This window comes from Litorisediminivivens sp. KMU-197 (assembly GCF_056858395.1).
This window is the reverse complement of record NZ_JBXEQG010000003.1, coordinates 194,708-210,557: the sequence shown is the minus strand read 5'-3', so window position 1 is coordinate 210,557 and position 15,850 is coordinate 194,708. Positions and strand designations below refer to the sequence as shown.

Sequence of the window (15,850 nt, the reverse complement as noted above, 5' to 3'; positions counted from 1 at the left end):
CCTCGCTCCGGGCCCGGTCCAGACCGAACGTCACCCGAAGTTCGCGGCCATCTGCTCTCTACGCCTGATCCCGATGCCCGACATCGCCGGACCACCACGCCCGCTTGAGCCCCTGATAAACCTCGATCTCGGTCCCCGGCGCGATCTGCTCGAGGTCTTTGCGGCGGTACATCAGGCTCTCGCCCTCACGTCCGCTGGCCTCTTCCCACATCAGTCGGTAGCGCGGCTTGTTGTTCACCTCGAAAGAGGTGCGTTTCAGCCCGGTCACCTTGGCCGGCTCGCGCGCGCCGTATCTTCGCGCCCGCACCGCAGCCACCGCCCAATAACCGGCATACCAGCCAGAGCCGAGCATCAGCAGCCCGAAGACCAGCCCGATGACCTGCGCCACCCGCGACCCGCTGCGGTGCGATCCTCGGGTGACCTCGGTTCTCTCGGGCTCGCTCTCGAGATACCAGATCGGCAGTTCGCTGCCCACCTGCGCCCTGTTGTAGAGGCTGTTGTTCACCGACCGCGCCAGCGCGATTCCCTCGCCCGCGTCGGTCACGAAGGCAAGATCGAGGTAATAGGTCACTGTCCGGTCGCCGTCGCTGTCGGTTTGTTCGGTGAAATACTTGTCGCGCACCGTGGCACGGGCCTCCCGGCCCTCGCTGTCGAACCGCTCGGCCAGTCCCACCTGATGCGACGCGATGAAGGTCAGCAACCCCAGTGCCAGCGCAAAGACAAAGGGAAGCCACCCGCCCATCCGCAGGAACAGCCGCCAGAACGGCACCGGATCGTCGCCAGCCACCTTTGCCATGGGCCCATCATCACCACCCTTGCCCTGTCGATCAAGCCCGATGCCATACCTGCTTCCCCTTGCCCGCCACATTCGCTAGACCCTTGCCGGACGCAGGAAAGACAAGCGGGACGCAGCCCATGGCACTGGACAAGACATTCGACGCAAAGGCCTCGGAAGAGCGCATCTACGCGACATGGGAAGCGGCAGGCGCGTTCCGGGCCGGTGCCAATGCCTCGCGCCCCGAGACCTATTCGATCATGATCCCGCCGCCCAACGTCACCGGCGTGCTGCACATGGGCCATGCCTTTAACAACACGCTGCAGGACATCCTGATCCGCTGGAAGCGCATGCAGGGCTATGACACGCTGTGGCAGCCCGGCACCGATCACGCCGGCATCGCCACGCAGATGGTCGTCGAACGCAAGCTGGCCGAGGACGGCAAACCGCCGCGCCGCGACTGGGATCGGGATGCCTTTACCGCCGAGATCTGGAAATGGAAGGCGCAGTCGGGCGGCACCATCTTCCAGCAGTTGAAGCGCCTCGGCGCCTCCTGCGACTGGGACCGCGCGGCGTTCACCATGTCGGGCGCACCGAACGCACCTGCCGGCGAAGAGGGCAACTTCCACGACGCGGTGATCCGCGTCTTCGTCGAGATGTACAACAAGGGCCTGATCTACCGCGGCAAGCGGCTGGTCAACTGGGATCCGCATTTCGAAACCGCGATCTCGGACCTTGAGGTCGAGAACATCGAAACCCCGGGCCACATGTGGCATTTCAAGTACCCTCTCGCGGGTGGCGAAACCTACGAATACGTCGAGAAGGACGAGGACGGCAACGTCACCCTGCGCGAGACCCGCGACTATATCTCGATCGCCACCACCCGGCCCGAGACGATGCTGGGCGACGGCGCGGTCGCGGTGCATCCCTCGGACGAGCGCTATGCGCCGATTGTCGGCAAGCTCTGCGAAATCCCGGTGGGCCCGAAAGAGCACCGCCGGCTGATCCCGATCATCACCGACGAATACCCCGATCCCGACTTCGGCTCCGGCGCGGTCAAGATCACCGGCGCGCATGACTTCAACGACTACCAGGTGGCCAAGCGCGGCGGCATCCCGATGTACCGGCTGATGGACACCCGCGGGCGCATGCGTGATGACGGCGCCCCTTACGCAGAGGCCTCGGAGACCGCCGTCGAGGCCGCCACCGGTGACCGCACCCTGAACGAATCCGAGGCCGACGCGCTCAACCTCGTCCCCGACGACCTGCGCGGGCTAGACCGGTTCGAGGCCCGCAAACGGGTGGTGCAGCAGATCACCGACGAAGGGCTGGCGGTGATGGCCCCCGCGCAACACACGGATGCCGGTAGGCCGGGCTTGAGCCCGGCACCCGCGGAAGAAGAGCCGGGCTCAAGCCCGGCCCACATCCCCTTCGTTGAATCGAAGCCGATCATGCAGCCCTTCGGCGACCGCTCGAAAGTGGTGATCGAACCGATGCTGACCGACCAATGGTTCGTCGACACCGCCAAGATCGTCGGGCCGGCGCTGGACGCGGTCCGCGACGGCACCGTGAAGATCATGCCGGAATCGGGTGAGAAGACCTATTACCATTGGCTCGAGAACATCGAACCTTGGTGCATCTCGCGCCAGCTCTGGTGGGGCCACCAGATCCCGGTCTGGCACACGCCGGGCATGGGATCGGAATGGCGCTCGTTCTGCGCCACCACCGAGGAAGAGGCACTGGCGCAGATGCACGCGGTCTTCGGCGACGATGCCGAGTTCCTGATGGTCGAGGACGAAAAGGCCGCCATCGACCTGCTGGCCGAAACCATCCGCACCGATCCCGACATCACCGGAGTCGACCAGCGCCACCGCCCGCAGGCGATCCCGGTGTTTCGCGATCCCGATGTTCTGGACACCTGGTTCTCGTCCGGGCTGTGGCCGATCGGCACGCTGGGCTGGCCCGAGGACACCGAGGCGCTGAAGAAATACTTCCCCACCTCCACCCTCGTCACCGGGCAGGACATCCTGTTCTTCTGGGTCGCGCGGATGATGATGATGCAGCTGGCCGTCGTCGATCAGGTGCCCTTCGACACCGTCTACCTGCATGGCCTCGTCCGCGACGCCAAGGGCAAGAAGATGTCGAAATCCACCGGCAACGTGGTCGACCCGCTCGAGATCATCGACGAGTACGGCGCCGACGCGCTGCGCTTCACCAATGCCGCCATGGCCTCGCTCGGCGGGGTGCTGAAGCTTGACATGCAGCGCATCGCCGGTTACCGCAACTTCGGCACCAAGCTGTGGAACGCCGCCCGCTTCGCCGAGATGAACGGCGCCGTGGGCTCGGACGGGACCATCCCGGCCGCCACCTACCCGGTCAACACGTGGATCATCGGCGAAACCGCCCGCGTCCGCGAAACCGTCGATCAGGCGCTGGCCGAGTACCGCTTCAACGACGCCGCGCAGGCGCTCTATGCCTTCACCTGGGGCAAGGTCTGCGACTGGTACGTGGAATTCTCCAAGCCGCTCCTGCTCGACGGCGACGAGGCCACCAAGGCCGAGACACGACAGGTCATGGGCTGGGTCATCGACCAGTGCCTGATCCTGCTGCACCCGATCATGCCCTTCATCACCGAAGAGCTCTGGGGCACCCTGGCCTCGCGCGACACCCTGCTGGTGCACGCCGACTGGCCCGACTACGACTCGCGCCTCGTCGACAGCGCCGCCGACCGCGAGATGAACTGGGTGATCCAGGTGATCGAGACCACCCGCTCGGTCCGCGCCCAGATGCACGTTCCGGCCGGTCTGCACGTGCCGATGCTGGTTACCGGGATGGACCCGGAGGCCCGCGCCGCATGGGACCGCAACGAAACCCTGATCAAGCGCCTCGCCCGCATCGACAGCCTGACCGAGACCGACGCCTTCCCCAAGGGCACCGCGACCCTGCCCGTGTCAGGCGCCACCTTCGGCCTGCCGCTGGCCGAGATCATCGACGTCGACGCCGAAAAGGCGCGGCTGGAAAAGACCCTCGGCAAGCTGGCGAAAGAACTGGGCGGGCTGCGCGGTCGGCTGAACAACCCCAAGTTCGCCGAAAGCGCACCGGAAGAGGTGGTGGCGGAGACCCGTGCCAACCTCGAAGCCCGCGAGGAGGAAGAGACCAAGCTGAAAGACGCCCTCGCGCGCCTGTCAGAACTCTGATCCTTTATCTTGCCCGTAAACTCCGGGGAGTGTGAGGGGCTGGCCCCTCACACCCTCCGCCGCCAGACAGCGCCCCGCCCACCCCGGCACGTCACCTCTCCGCTTGCCTCAAAATGAGTGTGCGGAAGCACTCAATCTGAAAACGCGCGCTTCAGCCGACCAGCTTGACGTCGACCGTGGCCCCCAGCGAGGCCGCCAGCGACATCAGCCGGGCTTCGGCCACCTCGCCATACAGCGGCCAGGCGCCGTCGCTCAGCCGCAGTACAAGCTGCTTCTTCTTCGGCCGCCAGCCCAACTCGCCGATGTGGCCACCTTCGGACATCCACAGCATCGCCCCGAAGCGCATCGCCTTGCCGAGGATCTCGGCCTCGCGCTGGTGGGTCTCGTCCAGCAGGCCGAACAGTTCCTCGAACCGCGTGCCCGACCGGCTGTTGCGATAGCGGTGCAGCAGCGCCAACCCGAGGAACACCCGCTCCCAGTGTTTCAGCCCGCCAAGGTTGGCACGGGTGGCATTGTCGAAACAGGTCTCGGCGCGATAGTCGGGATGCGCCCGCCAGCTGACGTCGTGCAACAGGCAGGCCGCCTGCACCAGCCGCAGCTTCACCGGGCGCACGTTGCGGAACACCGGCAGGATGAATTCATAGAGATCACGCCCGAAGCCCGGCATGCGCGCGTCCTTGGCCTCGGCAAACAGGCAGGCCTCGATCAGCGGGTCGCGGTCACGCAATTGCTGCGGCATCTGCTGATAGAGCATGCCCTCGCGAATGCCGTAGCTGGAGATCGCGATGTCCTTGGGCCGGAAGCTCTGCACCAGCCGCTTCAGCACCTCGATGGCATAGGGCACCAGCGCCATCCGCGACGACGACAGGCTGCACCGCTTGCGCAGCCCCTCGAGGTCCTGCTCGGCGATGAATTTCGCGGTCTCGCGCACCGCGCTGGTGCTCATCCGGTATTCGTGCAGCACGTGCAGCGGATAGCCGCGGCGCTCCATGTCGATGCGCGCGATGGCCCGCCATGACCCGCCCACCAGGAACAGCCGGTTCGACTGGGTGCCCATCCGCGCGTGCAGATCCTCGATCACAGCCTTGATATGCGCCTTGCGCCCCTTGGCGCCGCCTTCGATCTCGGCCAGCTTGAACGGCCCCAGAGGCGAGGTCACGCGCCGGCCGACCTTGCCGTCGTTGATCTCGGCCAGTTCCATCGACGAGCCGCCGATGTCGCAGACCAGCCCGTAGGATCCGGGCCAGCCCAGCAGCACTCCCTGCGCCGACAGGCGGGCCTCTTCCTCGCCGTCGATAACATGGATCCGCAGGCCGGTCTCGCGTTCGACCTGATGGCAGAATTCGGCCCCGTCGGTGGCGTCGCGCACCGCAGCCGTGGCCACCGCGGTCAGCGGCGGCAGGTCCATTCCGCGCGCCAGGTACTGGAACCGTTTGAGCGCCGACAGCGCCCGCTTGCGGCCCTCGGGGTTCAGCTTGCCGGTCTCGGACATGCCCGCGCCCAGCGCGCACATCACCTTTTCGTTGTAGAAATAGGCCGGCGAGCGCGCCGCGCCGTCGAACACCACCAGCCGGACCGAGTTCGATCCGATGTCGACCACCCCCACCCGCGCCAGCTTGCGTGCGCTGGGATCGTCGAACAGCGCCCGTCCGAACGGCCCGTGATCCTGCTCCCTGGCGTCGGTGGTGCCGTCCATGTCCATCCCCGAGGTTTTTCAGGGTTATGCCAACCCGCGGGCGCCGGGGTCAACCGAGGCCGTGGCGAAAGGTATCCGACAATTGCGGTTGTGGTGCGGTCTCGCGTCGGTCATGACGCGATGGCGCGGATCTGCTATACTTATGCGTGAATTTCGATCTGGAATTGCACCATGAGATATTTGCAGGCTATCCTCGGGCTGCTGACCTTCGGGGCGCTGATCTATTTCTCGCTTCTGTTGGTCTGGGTCTGGCCGCTGGACAGTGACCCCACGGCGGGCACCGGCCCGCTGCCCGGCTGGCTTGATTGTGAAACCTGCCGCAACCTGCCGTTCGAGGCGCGGATGCTCCTGATCGTGGCCGCGGGTGGCGGCATCGGCGCTTCGATCCACATAGCCACCTCCTTTGCCAGCTACGTCGGCAACGGCAAGTTCGTCGCCTCGTGGGGCTGGTGGTACATCCTGCGGATCCCGATCGGCATCGGTCTGGCGGTGCTGGTCTACCTGCTGCTGCGCGGTGGGTTCATGTCGATCCCCTCGGGGGCCGGCAACGGCACCGATCCGCAGGATTACGTCAATCCCTTCGGCTTCGCCGGCATGGCCGGGCTGACGGGCATGTTCTCGAAACAGGCGACCGACAAGCTGCAAGAGGTCTTCGACACCCTGTTCCGCACCAATCAGGACGCGCGCCGCGACGACAAGCTGGAAGAGGACGTGGTGCTGGCGGTGCAACTGGCCGATCCCAAGACGGTGACGTCAGGCACCACGGATCATGCGGCGGTGCTGACCGGACGGTTCCTGACCAGCGATGTGGTGCTGGTCGACGACACGGTGCAACCGGTCACGCTGGACGAGGACGGGCGGAAGATCACCGTCCAGCTGCCTGATGACAAGCTCGCGCAGCCCGGCACCGTCAGGTTCTCGGTCCTGCGCGGCCATGCCACCCGGCCGCAGCGGGCGGACGCGGTGCTGCGGGTCACGGCGGCCTGAGCGCTACTCGGCCGCGTGCGCCAGTTTGGGCACGTCCTCGGCCCCGGCGGACCCGCGCCCGGACAGCGACGGGTTCTCCATGAAGAACCTGTGGCAACTGAAGGCAAACTCGCCCTCGGCAATCTCCGCCCGGCGGAACTTGCCGTCCGGTCCCATCACCCAGCTCTGCGCCACATCGGCAAGATTGGCGGCCATGATCTGCTCGGTGATCTGCGCCTTCACCGTGGGATTGCGTGCCTCGACCAGCGTTTCGATCCGCCGGTTCAGGTTGCGGCCCATCCAGTCGGCTGAGGAGAAGAACACCCGCGCCTTGTCGGACGGCAGCCCGCCGCCGTTGCCGAAGCAGACGATCCGCGAATGCTCCAGGAACCGCCCGATGATCGATTTCACGCGGATGTTCTCGCTCAGCCCCTTCACGCCGGGGCGCAGCCCACAGATGCCCCGGATCACAAGGCTGATCTTCACCCCCGCCTGGCTGGCCGCGTACAGCGCGTCGATCACGTCGGGCTCGATGATCGAGTTCATCTTGGCCCAGATCGCCGCCGGGCGGCCCTCGCGGGCATGGGTGGCCTCGGCCTCGATCATTGCCAGCAGGTCGCGTTTCATGTCGTGCGGGCTGATCGAGATGTTCTTCAGGTCGTGCGGGCGGGCATAGCCCGAGACGTAGTTGAACACCTTGGTGGCGTCGATGCCCAGCCCGTGATCGCAGGTAAAGAAGCTGAGGTCGGTGTAGATCCGCGCCGTTATGGGGTGATAGTTGCCGGTGCCGTAGTGGGTATAAGTCACCAGTTCGTTGCCCTCGCGCCGCACCACGGTCGAGACCTTGGCATGGGTCTTCCATTCGAGGAAGCCATAGACCACATGCGCCCCCGCCCGTTCCAACCGCCGTGACTGGCGAATATTGGCGGCCTCGTCGAAACGCGCCTTCAACTCGACCAGCGCGGTGACGGATTTGCCGTCCTCCGCCGCTTCGCACAGCGCCTCGACGATGGGCGAGCGTTTCGAGGTCCGGTAAAGCGTCTGCTTGATCGCCACCACCTGCGGGTCGCGCGCGGCCTGTTGCAGGAAGCGCACCACCATGTCGAAGGTCTCATAGGGGTGGTGCAGCAGCATGTCCTTCTGGCGGATCGCGGCAAACATGTCGCCGTCGTGGTCCTGCACCCGCTCGGGCACGCGCGGCGTGAAGTTGGGCCAGAGCAGATCGGGGCGGCTTTCCAGCACCAGCTCTTTCAGGTCGGCGACGCCCAGCATGCCGTCAAGCTCGATCATCTCTTCCTGCCGGACATGCAACTCGCGTTTGACCACCGCCAGCAGCCGCTCTGGCGCGCCGCGCGAAAAGGTCAGGCGCACCACCTCTCCCCGGCGTCGGCGCTTCAGCGCAACCTCGAATTCCCGCACCAGATCCTCGGCCTCGTCCTCGACCTCGAGATCGCTGTCGCGCAGCACCCGGAACAGGAAATGCGCCCGCAGACGGTAGCCGGGGAACAGGCTCTCGGTGTGAAGAAGCAGCAGTTGTTCCAGCGGCAGGAAGCGGTGCTTGCCCTCCGCCGAGGGCAGCCGCACGAACCGGTCGGTCTGGTGCGGGATCGGCAGCAGGGCCTGCAGGACGCTGCCGTCCTTTTCCTTCTCCAGTTCCAGCGCAAGGCTGTAGCCGGTGTTGGGGATGAACGGGAACGGATGCGCCGGGTCGATCGCCAGCGGCGACAGGATCGGAAACACCTGCCGCAGGAACACGTCGTCCAGATGCTGCTTGTCCGAAAGCTTCAGATCGACGCGGTCGACGATCTCGATGCCCTGGGTCTCCATCTCGCGACGCAGCGCCGCCCATGTTTCCTGCTGCGAGGCCATCAGCCGGCGGGCGTCTTCGCGGATCAGCTTCAGTTGCTCGGCAGGGCTCAGCCCGTCCGAGGCAGGGGTGGCATGGCCCTTTTTCTCAAGCTCGCGCAACCCGGCGACGCGGACGGTGAAGAACTCGTCGAGGTTGGCCGCAGAAATCGCGAGGAACCGCACCCGTTCCAACAGCGGCACACGCGGGTTGCCGGCCTCTTCCAGCACCCGCCAGTTGAAGCCCAGCCAGCTGAGCTCACGGTTGAAGAAACGGCCCGGCCCGGTCAGGTCCAGATCGTCCAGCGCCACCGCGGCGGCGAAACCCGAGTGGAGGAAATCGGCCTGCGACATTCCCGCTCAGTCGCCGGGCTCGGCCAGGGCCGCAAGCGCCCGCTGCGCCATCACCCGGCTCATCGGCTTGCCGGTGCGCAGCGCCCGGTCGTCCAGCCAAGCCACGATCTCCTGCGCCGCGCCAAAGGACCGTGGCGCATGGCGCACCAGATAGGGCACCACGTCGGTGCTGGGGCTGAGCTGGCGGTCGGCGAACAGCTTGCTCAGCACCGCGCCAAGCAACTCGTCGTCCGGCTCGCTCAGGGCCACCAGCTGCGTGCCTTCCATCCGGCTGCGCAGGTCCGGCAGGTCGAGGTTCCAGCGGGCAGGCTCGTCCATCGCGGTCACCAGCAGCGCATGACCCTCTGACAGCACGAGGTTGTGCAGGTGGAACATGTGCGCCTCGGCATCGGCGTTGCCGGCAGCCTCCTCGGCATCCTCGATGACAAGCGAACCCTGCGCCAGTTCGGCGACGCTCACCCCCGGCAGGTCCGCCGCGCGCACGATCCGCGCGCCCGACATCTCGGCCCAGACATGCGCGAGGTGGGTCTTGCCGCTGCCCTTGGGGCCCTTCAGGACGAGTTTGCGGTTCGGCCAGTCATGCCAGGCATCCAGCATCGCAAGCGCGACGGCATTGGTGGGCGAGACATAGAAGTCCTCGCGTCCCAGCGCCGGGCGCACCGGCAGGTCGAATCTCAACTGCTCCGTCATCATCCACATTCCGCGGCTCGACTGCTCAGTCATCGGACAATCCGCGATAGAGCATGCTGTCCAGATACTGCCGCGTGGCGAACCGTGCGATCACCCCCAGTGCGGCGGCGACAGGCACGGCAACCAGCATGCCGACAAACCCGAACAGAGAACCAAAAACACTCAACGCAAGCAGCAACCAGACGGGGTGGAGGCCAACCGAATCCCCGACCAATTTCGGTGTGAGAAAATTGCCCTCAATCACCTGACCCACAACGAATATTAGGGCCACGATGGCAATTTGCAACCAGTCGCCCCAAAACTGGAACAGCGCCAGACCCACCGCCAGCGCGCCGCCGACCAGCGCGCCGACATAGGGGATGAAGGTGATCAGCCCCGCGATGAAGCCCACGATCAACCCGAATTGCAGCCCCGCCAGCATCAGCGCCACCGCGTAATAGGTGCCGAGGATCAGGCAGACCGTGCCCATGCCGCGGATGAAGCTGGCCAGCGCCTCGTCGATGTCGCGGGCGATCTGGCGGATGGTGCGGACATGGTCACGCGGCAGCAGCGCGTCGATGCGGGCCACCATCCGGTCCCAGTCGAGCAGCAGGTAGACCGACACCACCGGAACGATCACGAACAGCAGCACCACGTTGAAGATCGAGGCGAAAGAGGTCAGCAGCGTCTCGAACAGGGCGCCGCCATATTCCTGCACCTTGGTCCCTGCCGAGGACAGCGACTTGCGCAGCACCGACTCGGCCTCGACAAGGTCGGGGAAGCGGGCCACAAGGAAGTCGCGGAGATTGTTGAACAATTCCGGCGCGATCGCCACCAGGTCGGCGGCCTGTTTCACCAGCGTCGGCACGACAAGCAGCGCCAGCACCACGAAGACCAGCAGCGCGAAGACGGTGATCAGCGCCACCGAGGCGACCCGCGACAGCCCCAGCCGCTCCAGCCGGTCGGCCACCGGATCAAGCAGATAGGCCACCGCCGCGCCAAGGATGAACGGCATCAGCACATCGCCCAGGAACCACAGCGCCACGACCAGCACGAGCGCCACGATCCCCCAAAATTTCAACTGTTGCCCTACCGGAAGCGCCATGCGCGTGCCCTCTGCCTTTGCAGATACATCGCCTGTCACGGCTGTCGTTGCAAGAGCGGGACGATCCGACGACAGGCAATCGGACTGCTAGGGCGGGCAAGGTTGGGTGCCCACCAACCGTCCTGCGTGACGCAAGGCGCGGCGTTTGCATAGCCCGCCTCTTGCCATCCCCCGCCCCATACCGCAAAACCGCGGGCAACCCGGAATGTCCAAAGGTTCCCCTGACATGCGCCTGTCCCGCTATTTCCTGCCCGTGCTGAAAGAAACCCCCTCGGAGGCGCAGATCGTCTCGCACCGGCTGATGTTGCGGGCGGGGATGATCAAGCAGGCCTCGGCGGGGATCTATTCGTGGCTGCCGCTGGGCTACAAGGTGCTGCGCCGGATCGAGCAGATCGTGCACGAGGAACAGGCCCGCGCCGGACACATCCCGCTGCTGATGCCCACCCTGCAATCGGCCGACCTCTGGCGCGAAAGCGGGCGCTACGACGCCTACGGCCCGGAAATGCTGCGCATCCGCGACCGGCAGGACCGCGACATGCTCTATGGCCCCACCAACGAGGAGCTGATCACCGACATCTTCCGCAGCCACGTCGGCAGCTACAAGGACCTGCCGCTGACGCTCTACCACATCCAGTGGAAGTTCCGTGACGAGATCCGCCCGCGCTTCGGCGTGATGCGCGGCCGCGAGTTCCTGATGAAGGACGGCTACAATTTCGACCTCACCAAGGAAGACGCGCTGCACGCCTACAACCGCCATCTTGTCAGCTACCTGCGCACCTATGAACGCATGGGCCTGCAGGCGATCCCGATGCGCGCCGACAGTGGCCCCATCGGCGGCGACGACACGCACGAGTTTCTGGTGCTGGCCGACACCGGCGAATCCGAGGTGTTCTACGACAGCGCGATCACCGACCTGCGTTTCGGCAACCGCGAGATCGACTACGACAGCCATGATGCCTGCCGCGCGGTGCTGGAGGAATTCACCTCGCGCTACGCCCGCACCGACGAAACCCATGACGAGGCCGAGTTTGCCAAGGTGCCCGAGGACCGCCGCCGTCAGGCGCGCGGCATCGAGGTCGGCCAGATTTTCTATTTCGGCACCAAGTATTCCGAGCCGATGGGCGCCACCGTCACCGACGACGCCGGCAACAAGGTGTCGGTGCACATGGGCAGCCACGGGATCGGGGTGTCGCGGCTCTTGGGCGCGATCATCGAGGCCAGCCACGACGACAAAGGCATCATCTGGCCCGAGGGCGTGACACCCTTCCACTGCGGCATCGTCAACCTCAAGCAGGGCGACGCCGAGGCGGACGCGGCCTGCGACGCGCTCTACGCCTCGCTCAAGGCGCTGGGGCTCGATCCGCTCTACGACGACCGGAAGGACCGGGCCGGGGCGAAATTCGCCACCATGGACCTGATCGGGCTGCCGTGGCGGATTACCGTGGGTCCGCGCGGGCTGAAGAACGGCGTGGTCGAACTGACCTCGCGCCGGACGGGCGAGAGCGAGGAGCTGCCGCCGGAAGAGGCGGTCAAGCGCATCTCGGCCATCTACGACGGGGTGCTCTGAGCACGTCGCGGCGGGCCGCGGCCGATGCGACCGCGCCACTCGGTCCGGTCGATCGCCATGCACCCAGCGCTCCCGGCTTGATCCCTCTGCCCGCCCCGCGTTACCCTGCCCCCGAGCAGCAAACGGAATGGCCATGGTCGCGAAAGTCCTGTCGCTCGCTGGCGGTCTCATCGGCGCGGCGAGCCTGTCGCAGTTTCCCGAGTTCTCTCAGCAATACGCCCAGCGGCTGGGCGGTGCGGTGGACGAACTGTCGCGCGTCGTCGCCGACTTCGATGCCGACGCCGCCGAACTTGGCCTGAGCCGGCAACAGGCGCTCGACGATCTGGCCGAAGGCAGCGCCATGGGACGCCAGCGCTCCGCCACCATGGCGCGGACTGTCGCCCGCCATGCCCGGCTCTCGGTCGATCTGGCCGCGATCGAAGGCGCCGGTCCCTTCACCCGCGCCCTGCGCATCGCGCACCTGACGGACCGCGAGATTGCCGAGCGCGCCTGGCAGGCCTACAAACCTGCCATACCGGTCACCTTCGAAGGTGCCGTCTTTGCCGGGGTCGGTTTCCTGGCCGGGATGTTCATGCTGGGCGCGATGCTGTCGATCCTGCGTATGCCGGCACGACGGCGTTCCTACGGCCAAGGGTAGGATGCAACGGACATGCCTTTAACCCGTTGTTAAAAAGCAGAAATGTTTCGCGCGCGAAACATTTGCGTCGCTAAAGCTCGACTTCTTCCGGTGTCTCCTGCGGCGCATCGAGCATTTCCTGCGGGGTCTTGCGGCGAATGATGATGTCACCGTTGGGCAGGATTTCAGGCGGGTGATAGGCGCTCCAATCCTCGACCTCGGCCATCAGATCGCGCATCGCCGGCCCCATTTCACGAACGAAATCGCGCAGCCGTGGCTCGATGCCTTCGGCCAGACCTTCAAGCTCGCGGAGGGCAGGCTCCATCTCGCCCATCAAGCCCTCAAAGAACATCCGGGCGCCCTCTTCCATCAGGTTGAAACCCTCGTCCTCCTCGGTCTCCTGCGCGGATAGCGGCAGGGCGAGGATCAGGGCGGAGACGGTGAGGATCTTGCGCATCATGCCGCTAATATAGGCGCGCCCGGGCCGGTTTCAAAATCACATCGGCGGCCTTTGGCGCAATCCGGCCGAACGAGGGCCTCAGCCGGCCCCGTTGCGCCGCGGCCCCCAGTGATCGACCAGCTGGCTCACGATCTGGTCGCGGGTCATGCGATAGGCGGCGAGCTTGGCCTCGCGGGTCTCACCCTGTCCGGTGGGGTCGAGGATCGGCCAGTGCTCGACGGTAAGATGGAAGAACCGGGTCAATTCCATTGCGCGGTGCTGGCTGGCGGGCGACAGGGCAACCACCATGTCGAAGGACGACAGCGCCTCGCCCAATTGCTCCATCTCGTCGAAGGAGCGTGACCGGTGGCGGTCAAGCTCGACACCGATTTCCTGACAGACGGCGATGGCGAAGCCGTCGATCTCGAGGTCGTTGTGAACGCCCACCGACTGTACATAGGTCTGGTGGCCATAGAATTTCTTCATGATGCCCTCGGCCATGGGAGAGCGGACGGCATTATGATCGCAGCAGAACAGCACCGATTGCGGCAGGGCGCGCACCACGCGGTCAGGCCCCGAAATGCAGCACGCAGATCAGCGTGAACAGCCGTCGCGCGGTATCGGCATCGACCTCGGCCTTGCCTTCAAGCCGTTCCTGCAGGATGCGCGCGCCTTCGTTGTGGATGCCGCGCCGGGCCATGTCGATGGTCTCGATCTGGCTGGCGGGCAGGGATTTGACGGCGTCAAAGTAGCTTTTGCAGATCTGGAAGTAATCCTTGACCACCTGCCGGAACGGACTGAGCGACAGGTGGAATTCGGCCGCCTTCTGGTGGTCTTCGGTGGCGACGTCGAACACCAGCCGCTTTTCGCGGATCGACAGGCCCAGCCGGTAAGGTCCGGGCGGCACCGCGCGATCGTCGCGCAGCGGCAGCGAGAAGGAGTTCTCTTCCATCAGGTCGAACATCGCCACCTTGCGCTCCTGCTCGACCTCCGGCGTCGGCGCCGGCAGGTTGGCGTCGTCCAGGTCAATCTCGATGATGCGGCTCATGGGGCGGGGCCTCGCGGGTATGGTCGTGACGTTGCTAGCGGATCGCGCAGCGGTCGGCAATCGGTGCTTTCGGACCGTAGGATGGGTGCTGAGCACCCATCCTACCGCAGAGGGAGAGGCAACCAGGCAGGGTCGGGTCATGGTCCGGGTGCTTGAACCTGACCAGCGTTCCGAGAACGCCTCATTCCGCAGGGAAAAGCGCTTGCCTTCCTGCACGTGACTGTTTTCCTGGGCCGCATGGTTAAGATTGTTCTTCTTCACAGGGCTGACTCGATATACGAGGATGTTCCTGAAGATTGTTACGATTTCCCCCGAACCTACCTGAAAGCGGTCGAGGAGGCTGTGGGCGATTGGGCCGTCTACTACGAGCCTGTCAAAGCAGGACCTCGCGGATACTTTGCCGTCGCCAAGATCGCGAGCGTGATCCAGAAACCGGGCGCCGAGGGGCGTTTCTTAGCCCTGATCGAACCAAGAAGTTTCCTGCCCTTTGATCGTAACGTACCGCGACTGATCGATGGCAGCCCGCTGGAAAGCTCTCTCACCAATCCGGATGGCACGCCGAAGTCAGGTGGGACGGTGCAACTGGCGGTGCGGCGCTTGCCGGACGCGGACTTCGCCCGGATCGTCAACCTCGGCCTGCCGCACGACCTGGAGCAAATCGAGGAGCGACGCTATGCGCCGCAGTCGATGCAGTTGTCCGAAGGCGCGGTCGTCTTCGAGAGGCCGGTGATCGAGCGTCTGACCCGGCGACCCTACCGAGACGTAGCATTCCGCCGAAAAGTTCGGGAAGCCTATGGGTATCGCTGCGCCATGTCCGGGTTGATGCTGCGTAACGGCGGTGGCCGGCCCGAGGTGCAGGCAGCACATATCAGGCCGGTCGAAAGCCAGGGCAGTGATTCAGTCCGCAACGGACTCGCTTTGTCAGGCACGCTGCATTGGATGTTTGACAGGGGCTTGATTTCGGTCGCGGAAGATCACGAGACGATCCTGGTTTCGCACAACAAGGTGCCGCAAGATGTCATTTGCCGCTTGCTGCCGTCGGATGGCAAGTTGCTGAAGCCCGACGACCCCAGGGACGCGCCGCACCCGGCCAATCTGCAATGGCATCGCGAGAACATCTTTGGACAGACGCTTAGCGACGGCCCGGCTCCCTGGCAGTAGCCTCGACGCATACGCCACTGGCTGAGCGACCGGGCCTGTAACAGGTGCCCTCGCACATTTTGTCAGTGGCCTGCTTCGCTTAGAGCAGGTCCATCACCGCCTCCGGCGGGCGGCAGATGCGGACGCCTTTGCGCGAGCAGACCAGCGGGCGTTCGACCAGCTCCGGGTGGGCGACCATGGCGTCGAGGATCGTGGCCTCGTCAGCCGCGGGGTCGACCTTGTCCTGCTTCGCGCGCAATGCCTCGCGGGCGGTGAGGCCCGCCACCGCGAACAGCGCTTGCAACTGCGGTTTGGTCCAGCCCGCATCGAGGTACTTCACCAACGTGGGCTCCTGCCCTGCATCGCGGATCAGCTGCAGCGTCTGGCGGGATTTCGAGCATCTTGGGTTGTGAAAGATCACCACGGCCATGGC

14 protein-coding genes are annotated in these 15,850 nt (G+C 65.4%); 5 read left to right on the top strand and 9 right to left on the bottom strand.

Annotated elements, in window-relative coordinates:
- Positions 1-58: 58 nt before the first annotated feature.
- Positions 59-796, bottom strand: a complete 738-nt coding sequence (locus AC04PT_RS08845; protein WP_482873286.1) for a DUF3592 domain-containing protein — start codon at positions 794-796, stop codon at positions 59-61.
- Between the two features lie 119 nt (positions 797-915).
- Between AC04PT_RS08845 and AC04PT_RS08840 the strand changes: the two genes are divergently transcribed.
- Complete coding sequence (locus AC04PT_RS08840; RefSeq protein ID WP_482873285.1) at positions 916-3,972, top strand: valine--tRNA ligase; 3,057 nt, start codon at positions 916-918, stop codon at positions 3,970-3,972.
- A gap of 151 nt (positions 3,973-4,123) precedes the next feature.
- Here the strand turns inward: AC04PT_RS08840 and AC04PT_RS08835 are convergent, their stop codons facing one another.
- Positions 4,124-5,668 carry a Ppx/GppA family phosphatase gene (locus AC04PT_RS08835; protein ID WP_482873284.1) on the bottom strand — a complete coding sequence of 515 codons (1,545 nt, stop codon included), beginning with the start codon at positions 5,666-5,668 and terminating at the stop codon, positions 4,124-4,126.
- Positions 5,669-5,839: 171 nt separating this feature from the next.
- Between AC04PT_RS08835 and AC04PT_RS08830 the strand changes: the two genes are divergently transcribed.
- Positions 5,840-6,655, top strand: coding sequence for a hypothetical protein (locus AC04PT_RS08830; RefSeq protein ID WP_482873283.1), 816 nt, complete (start codon positions 5,840-5,842; stop codon positions 6,653-6,655).
- A 3-nt stretch (positions 6,656-6,658) separates the two neighbouring features.
- On the opposite strand, the gene AC04PT_RS08825 is transcribed toward AC04PT_RS08830, so the two are convergent.
- From AC04PT_RS08825 to AC04PT_RS08815, 3 genes are read right to left on the bottom strand one after another with little or no spacing between them, the layout of a single operon-like run.
- Positions 6,659-8,833 (bottom strand): RNA degradosome polyphosphate kinase, encoded by a 2,175-nt coding sequence (locus AC04PT_RS08825; RefSeq protein ID WP_482873282.1) that lies wholly within the window; start codon positions 8,831-8,833, stop codon positions 6,659-6,661.
- A 6-nt stretch (positions 8,834-8,839) separates the two neighbouring features.
- Entirely contained in the window at positions 8,840-9,556 is a 717-nt protein-coding gene (locus tag AC04PT_RS08820; protein WP_482873281.1) for a P-loop NTPase family protein, read from the bottom strand.
- Positions 9,549-10,607: an AI-2E family transporter gene (locus tag AC04PT_RS08815; protein WP_482873280.1), complete on the bottom strand. Its 1,059-nt coding sequence runs from the start codon at positions 10,605-10,607 to the stop codon at positions 9,549-9,551. The genes AC04PT_RS08820 and AC04PT_RS08815 overlap by 8 nt, the downstream gene beginning before the upstream one ends.
- Before the next feature lie 226 nt (positions 10,608-10,833).
- Between AC04PT_RS08815 and proS the strand changes: the two genes are divergently transcribed.
- Complete coding sequence (proS, locus tag AC04PT_RS08810) at positions 10,834-12,174, top strand: proline--tRNA ligase (RefSeq protein WP_482873279.1); 1,341 nt, start codon at positions 10,834-10,836, stop codon at positions 12,172-12,174.
- A gap of 133 nt (positions 12,175-12,307) precedes the next feature.
- Entirely contained in the window at positions 12,308-12,811 is a 504-nt protein-coding gene (locus tag AC04PT_RS08805; protein WP_482873278.1) for a DUF2937 family protein, read from the top strand.
- Between the two features lie 70 nt (positions 12,812-12,881).
- On the opposite strand, the gene AC04PT_RS08800 is transcribed toward AC04PT_RS08805, so the two are convergent.
- The 3 genes from AC04PT_RS08800 to AC04PT_RS08790 form a co-directional block, all read right to left on the bottom strand.
- The gene (locus AC04PT_RS08800) at positions 12,882-13,250 is read right to left on the bottom strand and encodes a hypothetical protein (protein WP_482873277.1); all 369 of its coding nucleotides are present in this window, start codon (positions 13,248-13,250) and stop codon (positions 12,882-12,884) included.
- Between the two features lie 78 nt (positions 13,251-13,328).
- Positions 13,329-13,790 carry an arsenate-mycothiol transferase ArsC gene (locus AC04PT_RS08795; protein ID WP_482873546.1) on the bottom strand — a complete coding sequence of 154 codons (462 nt, stop codon included), beginning with the start codon at positions 13,788-13,790 and terminating at the stop codon, positions 13,329-13,331.
- 7 nt (positions 13,791-13,797) lie between these two features.
- Positions 13,798-14,277, bottom strand: coding sequence for a UPF0262 family protein (locus tag AC04PT_RS08790; protein ID WP_482873276.1), 480 nt, complete (start codon positions 14,275-14,277; stop codon positions 13,798-13,800).
- 237 nt (positions 14,278-14,514) lie between these two features.
- On the opposite strand from AC04PT_RS08790, the gene AC04PT_RS08785 reads away from it, so the two are divergent.
- On the top strand, positions 14,515-15,438 hold the full coding sequence (locus tag AC04PT_RS08785) for an HNH endonuclease (RefSeq protein WP_482873275.1): 924 nt from the start codon (positions 14,515-14,517) through the stop codon (positions 15,436-15,438).
- A gap of 79 nt (positions 15,439-15,517) precedes the next feature.
- Here the strand turns inward: AC04PT_RS08785 and arsC are convergent, their stop codons facing one another.
- Positions 15,518-15,847: an arsenate reductase (glutaredoxin) gene (gene arsC / locus AC04PT_RS08780; protein ID WP_482873274.1), complete on the bottom strand. Its 330-nt coding sequence runs from the start codon at positions 15,845-15,847 to the stop codon at positions 15,518-15,520.
- Positions 15,848-15,850: the final 3 nt, after the last annotated feature.

Coding starts and splice junctions, on each gene's coding strand:
- AC04PT_RS08845 (WP_482873286.1), bottom strand. CDS start 796: ATGGCAAAGGTGGCTGGCGACGATCCGGTGCCGTTCTGGCGGCTGTTC.
- AC04PT_RS08840 (WP_482873285.1), top strand. CDS start 916: ATGGCACTGGACAAGACATTCGACGCAAAGGCCTCGGAAGAGCGCATC.
- AC04PT_RS08835 (WP_482873284.1), bottom strand. CDS start 5,668: ATGGACGGCACCACCGACGCCAGGGAGCAGGATCACGGGCCGTTCGGA.
- AC04PT_RS08830 (WP_482873283.1), top strand. CDS start 5,840: ATGAGATATTTGCAGGCTATCCTCGGGCTGCTGACCTTCGGGGCGCTG.
- AC04PT_RS08825 (WP_482873282.1), bottom strand. CDS start 8,833: ATGTCGCAGGCCGATTTCCTCCACTCGGGTTTCGCCGCCGCGGTGGCG.
- AC04PT_RS08820 (WP_482873281.1), bottom strand. CDS start 9,556: ATGACTGAGCAGTCGAGCCGCGGAATGTGGATGATGACGGAGCAGTTG.
- AC04PT_RS08815 (WP_482873280.1), bottom strand. CDS start 10,607: ATGGCGCTTCCGGTAGGGCAACAGTTGAAATTTTGGGGGATCGTGGCG.
- proS (WP_482873279.1), top strand. CDS start 10,834: ATGCGCCTGTCCCGCTATTTCCTGCCCGTGCTGAAAGAAACCCCCTCG.
- AC04PT_RS08805 (WP_482873278.1), top strand. CDS start 12,308: ATGGTCGCGAAAGTCCTGTCGCTCGCTGGCGGTCTCATCGGCGCGGCG.
- AC04PT_RS08800 (WP_482873277.1), bottom strand. CDS start 13,250: ATGATGCGCAAGATCCTCACCGTCTCCGCCCTGATCCTCGCCCTGCCG.
- AC04PT_RS08790 (WP_482873276.1), bottom strand. CDS start 14,277: ATGAGCCGCATCATCGAGATTGACCTGGACGACGCCAACCTGCCGGCG.
- AC04PT_RS08785 (WP_482873275.1), top strand. CDS start 14,515: ATGGTTAAGATTGTTCTTCTTCACAGGGCTGACTCGATATACGAGGAT.
- arsC (WP_482873274.1), bottom strand. CDS start 15,847: ATGGCCGTGGTGATCTTTCACAACCCAAGATGCTCGAAATCCCGCCAG.